The 4,777-nt window shown below is 59.9% G+C and carries 6 protein-coding genes; 1 reads left to right on the forward strand and 5 read right to left on the reverse strand.

Annotated elements, in window-relative coordinates:
- On the reverse strand, positions 1-561 hold a 561-nt coding region (locus tag FY112_RS01460; protein WP_151517464.1), incomplete at its 3' end, for an aminotransferase class III-fold pyridoxal phosphate-dependent enzyme.
- A 143-nt stretch (positions 562-704) separates the two neighbouring features.
- On the opposite strand from FY112_RS01460, the gene FY112_RS01465 reads away from it, so the two are divergent.
- Complete coding sequence (locus FY112_RS01465) at positions 705-1,253, forward strand: cupin domain-containing protein (protein ID WP_151517465.1); 549 nt, start codon at positions 705-707, stop codon at positions 1,251-1,253.
- Here the strand turns inward: FY112_RS01465 and FY112_RS01470 are convergent.
- From FY112_RS01470 to FY112_RS01485, 4 genes are all read right to left on the reverse strand, one after another.
- A complete protein-coding gene (locus FY112_RS01470; protein ID WP_151517466.1) occupies positions 1,250-2,032 on the reverse strand; it encodes a pyrroline-5-carboxylate reductase in 783 nt (260 codons plus the stop codon). The two genes, FY112_RS01465 and FY112_RS01470, sit on opposite strands and share 4 nt — an antisense overlap.
- A gap of 338 nt (positions 2,033-2,370) precedes the next feature.
- Positions 2,371-2,955 carry a TadE/TadG family type IV pilus assembly protein gene (locus FY112_RS01475; RefSeq protein WP_131718356.1) on the reverse strand — a complete coding sequence of 195 codons (585 nt, stop codon included), beginning with the start codon at positions 2,953-2,955 and terminating at the stop codon, positions 2,371-2,373.
- 1 nt (position 2,956) lies between these two features.
- Complete coding sequence (locus FY112_RS01480) at positions 2,957-3,487, reverse strand: TadE/TadG family type IV pilus assembly protein (RefSeq protein ID WP_151517467.1); 531 nt, start codon at positions 3,485-3,487, stop codon at positions 2,957-2,959.
- The coding region (locus FY112_RS01485; RefSeq protein ID WP_151517468.1) for a TadE/TadG family type IV pilus assembly protein at positions 3,484-4,777 on the reverse strand (1,294 nt) is incomplete at its 5' end. The genes FY112_RS01485 and FY112_RS01480, both read right to left, overlap by 4 nt.

The following is a 4,777-nucleotide window of genomic DNA, read 5'->3' on the forward strand; positions in this document are numbered from 1 at the left end:
CTCGACGTCGAGCGTGTGGCGCATGTGGTCGGCCGGTATTTGCGGGAAGACCCGCCTGTTGTTGACGAGACCGCCGACGGAAATGCCGCCGAACCCGACGCCATGATATCCCTTCTCGCGTCCGATGATCCGCGTGCGGGTGCCTTGGCCGATCGCCCGCTGATAGGCGATGGCGATCTTCAGCGCCGTATCGACCGATTCCGAGCCCGAGCCGGTGAAGAAGATCCTGTCGAGCTTGGCTTGCGGACCGCCCGGCGCGATAGCAGCCAGTTTCGAGGCGAAGTCGAAGGCGATCGGATGCCCCATCTGAAAGGTCGGCGCATAGTCGAGCGTTGCAAGCTGTCGCTCGACTGCGTGGGCGATCTTCTTGCGGCCGTGGCCGGCATTGCAGCACCAGAGCCCGGCAGTGCCGTCAAGCACTCGATTTCCATCGACGTCGGTGTAATACATGCCCTCCGCGGCAGCCAGAAGGCGCGGCGTGGCCTTGAATTGCCGGTTCGCGGTGAACGGCATCCAGAAATTTTCGAGTACGGGCGCGTTCGTTTTGCTGAGCTGGTCCATCCTGGCCTCCTTTGGGATAGCGCCGAGAATGACAATTTCTCCCTTTCAAACAAGTCCTTTTCTTTGTCGGTGCAAGTTGTTGAAATTCCACAAATGGAAAGGTATAATTTTGGATATTCTGGACAACATAAACGAACCGTATCATGTCAGTCGACATTGGCAGCCGTCTTCGCCATCTCCGCGTTGCCCATAAGCTTTCCCAGCGTGAGCTCGCCAAGCGCACCGGCGTGCCCAATTCGACGATCTCGCTGATCGAATCGAACGCCTCCAACCCGTCGGTCGGGGCCTTGAAGCGAATCCTGGACGGCATTCCCATCGGTCTGGCGGAGTTCTTCGCCTTCGAGCCCGAGCGTCCAAGGAAGGCCTTCTATGCGGCCGAGGAGCTGGTGGAGATCGGCAAGGGCGCCATCTCCTACAGGCAGGTTGGGGAAAACCTGTTCGGGCGCAGCCTACAAATCCTCAAGGAATGCTACCAGCCGGGCGCGGATACCGGAAAGGTTCCCCTTGTTCACGAGGGGGAAGAGGGCGGGATCGTGCTCTCGGGAAGGCTCGAGGTGACGGTCGATGACGAGCGGCGGATCCTTGGAGCGGGTGACGCCTATTATTTCGAAAGCAGGCGCCCGCACCGCTTCCGCTGCGTCGGACCGGTGCCCTGCGAGGTCATCAGCGCCTGCACGCCGCCGACGTTCTAGTTCCTGCCCTCGATGCGGGCAAGCACGCCGTCGAGTGCAGCGGTCAGCGCGGCAAGGCCGCCCTTCTTCTCGAAGTCTGAAAGAACCTGCTCGTTCAGTCCGCCCTTGGTCGCGAATTCGCGGCTCAGCGCGCTGAACGGTTCGTTGCCGGGGCTGGTTGCTTTCTGCGCAAGGCTTGCAAAGAGCGGGGCAAGGTAGGCCTGTCCCTTGGCCTTTTCGAGGCCGCTTCTTTCCAGCCAGACGGCAACCTGCTCCATGATGCCGAAATAGGTCGACATCATTGCGCTCGCTGCCGCGAGAAGATCATATTCCTTCCTCGACTGGCATTGGACAGCCGTTCCGAGCGCATCGAAAAGCGCTGCGACGGCGGTATCGGGCGGATAGATGGCAGTGACGCCTTGCCGGCTGGCGACGAAGGGCAAGGGAATCGCCTGCACGAGATGCACGTCGGCGCCGATCCATTTGGAGAGGGCCTGTCGCTCCGTCGCCGCAACGAGGCTGACGACCATTTGGCCATCCTTGAACGACAGCGTGCGCACGACCTCCTCGGCGACTTGCGGCCGTATCGCCAGGAACACAATGTCGCTGCGCTCGACGACGTCCTGATTGTCCTTGGCAATTCTGACGGCGGCGAATTCGGCTGCTAGCGTCGCGGCGATGTGAGCGCTTCGTGGAGACACGTGGATCTCGGAGGCATAGGCCGGCTCACTGAGAAGCCCGCGAACCATCGCTTCGGTGATCGCGCCGGTTCCGACGAATCCGATACTGTCGATTTTCATATGATTACTCCGCAGCCCGCAGCGGGCGGCCTAGCGCGACATCCTTGCGCCGGACCACATAGCCTACAAAATGACAGGCGGGGTTGCCGCCTTCTCCAGAACCTCGCCAGCGACTATGCACCCGACAGGCTCCGGGTCAATGCCGTCTGCCCCAAAGCCGGGTATGAGCGGCGGTCGGACGATTGCCGTTCTCCACAAAGTCGCGGAAGCCGTGGTTGGAAAGGGTCGGTCGAGCTAGGTGGCTGCATGCCGGACCGATGGAAACGGTCGATCCGTAGAGGTTACAGTGATAATCGCAGCTGCGCGGGCCTCCGGCCCATTTCGACAAACCCTGGAGCTCAATTGTAAGTGATCTTGTCGCCGACCCTCGGGCGATTGAAGTAATGGCGATCGAAGCTGTAGCCATTCTGCCCCGTGAAGTTTGAAAAGAACGCCGAGACCGGCGTCGTCAATGTGTACTGCACCCTGGTCAGCACGACCTGCACGCCATCATCCTGGATCTGCGAAGGGACCTCGATTGCGCTCGCCGCGCCGGAGTTAAGGGCCGAGGTGTTGAGTGCTGCAGACCAGTTGACCGTCGCGTTGCCGCTCTTGGTGATATCGTCCACCGCGACGATGATCGTCAGCCCTGTCGTCTCATAGGGCTGCAGGATGAAGCTGGCGCCGGAGAGAAGCTTGGCGACATCGGACTTCGTCCAGGAACCCTGCTGCGAAATCATGTCGCCGGTGGAAGAGGCGATCTCATCTATCTTCCGGCTGACTGTGAGTGCATGGCCGAGATCGACGGTGCCGAACAGGAGCATCACCAGGATCGGCAACACCAGCGCGAATTCCACGCCCGAAGCGGCCGACCGGTCGCGCAGGAGATGGCGGGCGCGGGATCGGGCGAAGCGGAAGAAGGACAGGCTCCGTTTCATGATCATGTCAGAAAGGCTCGTTGCGGAACAGAACGGAAGATCCGAGCAGGTAGCGGCCGTCCGAAAGCTGGGCGCTCGACAGGCTGAAGAAATTGACGACGGCTTTCCATGGCAGGAACGTCTGAACCAGGATGTAGTCGCTGCCCTTGCCGATATCATAGGTCTCGGTGACAGTGAGATTGCCGCTGGCGTCGATGGGGTCGGTGCTGGCGGCGGAAGAGAGGTCGGAAAGCACGATCACCTTGACCAGCAGATCGCTGGAGCAACTGAACGAGAGAAGCATGTCGTTGCAGATTCTGGCCTTGAAATCGGCCAGCGTGATGTTGGAGGACGCAACCTCGCCGGTGCGTATCATCCGGGAGATCTTGTGCACCGAAGCGTCCAGTGCCGAGTTGACGAAGAACATCAGCGACACTTCGATAATGCCGAATATCATGATGAAGAGCGGCAGAGCCAGGATCGCAAATTCGATCGCAGCGACCCCTTTGCGATCGCCAAGCAGACGGCGCAGCGATGCGAAGCGTTTTTCTCGTCTCATTGGGTCAGCCGGACGGATGCGAGATATTGGGTGAAAAGCGCCGACAGGCCTGCGGTAATCTCGGTCGACGACGACGCGGATAGAAACAGGCTCTTGGAAGATGCGCAGTCGGAGAGCGCATAGGGGATGTAGTCGCGTCTCGTGATGCTGGTCGACACGCCGCTTGGCATAGTGCCGCCGTAGGTGCTCTTCCAGCTGGCGCTTGCCATGGTCGAGCCGACTGTAGCGTTGTAGCCCCAATCCGAGGTGATCGGCAGGTATTCGGTGTAAAGAACCGCCATGGTGGCGGACTGGTTTTTGACGTAGGCGCACCAGTCCGGATTGAGAGGCGCCACCTTGTTCCAGTATGCTCCGTACGTGGCCTTTCCGTTTTTCCATGTCACCTTGTCGGTCACCCATTCGCGCTGCGACTGGACGCCATCCGTCAGCAGGAGAACCAGCTTGAGCGGCGAGCCCGAGGATGTTCCATCCCCTCCGGTGCCGACTTTCTGCTTGAGCGTCGCAAGCGACACGTCAAAATAGGTGGCTGCCTTCGAGGTCGCGCTGGTGAGGCCGTAACTTGCGTCCGCAAGGCGATTGCGCGCCGTGTCAGTGCTCAGCGTCGGGGTCAGAACTTCCGTGAGGGTATCGCCGAGGCTATATAATCCGACCTTGATGCGTTGATGATTGCTGTCGGACGTGTCGATCATGTCGAGCACGTCTCTGACGGCGTCACCGGCAACATCGGCGCGCAGCTTTATGTTCTTGGCTGTGCTGTATTCGTAATTGTTGGCGTATTTCGTCTTGCCGATAGTGTGTGAATCACCCGTGTGGCAGGCGAACTGGCATCCAATGCCGGAATACATGGCCGACTGGCCGACCGTTGTTGCCGCCAGAAGCATCGATGGCGATGTGTCGATGACGATATAGACGTTAAGATAGGAGGTGGCCGGCCCCTTGACGGCGCTTGCCACGCTGACGTCAACGGTGTCGATGTTGGCGATCTTCATCAGCGTCGTCGGAACCGTGCCGCTGGCCGTCGCCGTGATCTTATGGTTCGATGTATCGATGTCGATGTCGCCAAGCGTATAGCTGTTTTCCACCTGCGCGTGGAACCAGTCTGCAACCTTTTCCTTGAGGGCGTCGGTGTCGTCGGTATCGATCTCTTTGACTGCGGCGATCAGGGCCGTGTCGAGGTCGCTCTGCATCCTTTGCCGGACATTGTAGGTACGAATGTAGTCAAAGCTCGCACCGACTGCGACGATCATCGGCACCAGGGTGAGAGCAACGACGATCGCGACATTGCCGCCC

The organism is Rhizobium sp. PEPV16, assembly GCF_008919455.1.
GTDB lineage: Bacteria > Pseudomonadota > Alphaproteobacteria > Rhizobiales > Rhizobiaceae > Rhizobium > Rhizobium leguminosarum_Q.

Bases quoted from the DNA above. Each gene is read 5' to 3' on its own strand.
- FY112_RS01480 (WP_151517467.1), bottom strand. From the start codon at position 3,487: ATGAGACGAGAAAAACGCTTCGCATCGCTGCGCCGTCTGCTTGGCGAT.
- FY112_RS01465 (WP_151517465.1), top strand. From the start codon at position 705: ATGTCAGTCGACATTGGCAGCCGTCTTCGCCATCTCCGCGTTGCCCAT.
- FY112_RS01475 (WP_131718356.1), bottom strand. From the start codon at position 2,955: ATGATCATGAAACGGAGCCTGTCCTTCTTCCGCTTCGCCCGATCCCGC.
- FY112_RS01470 (WP_151517466.1), bottom strand. From the start codon at position 2,032: ATGAAAATCGACAGTATCGGATTCGTCGGAACCGGCGCGATCACCGAA.